Annotated in this window: 1 protein-coding gene; it reads right to left on the bottom strand. The window is 46.4% G+C overall.

Annotated features, from left to right (window positions below):
- Window positions 1-237 (bottom strand): N-succinylarginine dihydrolase (locus AAEY62_RS24640; RefSeq protein WP_350637117.1); only part of this gene is annotated, 237 nt, incomplete at both ends.

Genomic DNA, 237 nt, shown 5'->3' with positions numbered 1-237 from the left:
AACTTATTGTTTAAATTTGCAGCGGTAAAGTGCACTTTACCATCGGTTGTATCGGGCGATGGCGACACAGTTGCGGCGTTTGCTGTCCACATTGCTGAGGCTGAATAACATGCGCGTAATAAAATAGGATCGGCGTTAAAAGCTTTATTAATAACTTGCGCGTCGTTACCGCTAAATCCCAGGCGGCGCAGTATATTTAAGTCGGGACGTGCATGGGGGGCAAATACACCTTGAGTT

The organism is Pseudoalteromonas sp. GW168-MNA-CIBAN-0100 (genome assembly GCF_040309225.1).
Taxonomy (GTDB): Bacteria; Pseudomonadota; Gammaproteobacteria; order Enterobacterales; family Alteromonadaceae; genus Pseudoalteromonas; species Pseudoalteromonas arctica.
The sequence above is the reverse complement of the archived record's forward strand: the minus strand, read 5'-3'. Positions and strand labels throughout refer to the sequence as shown.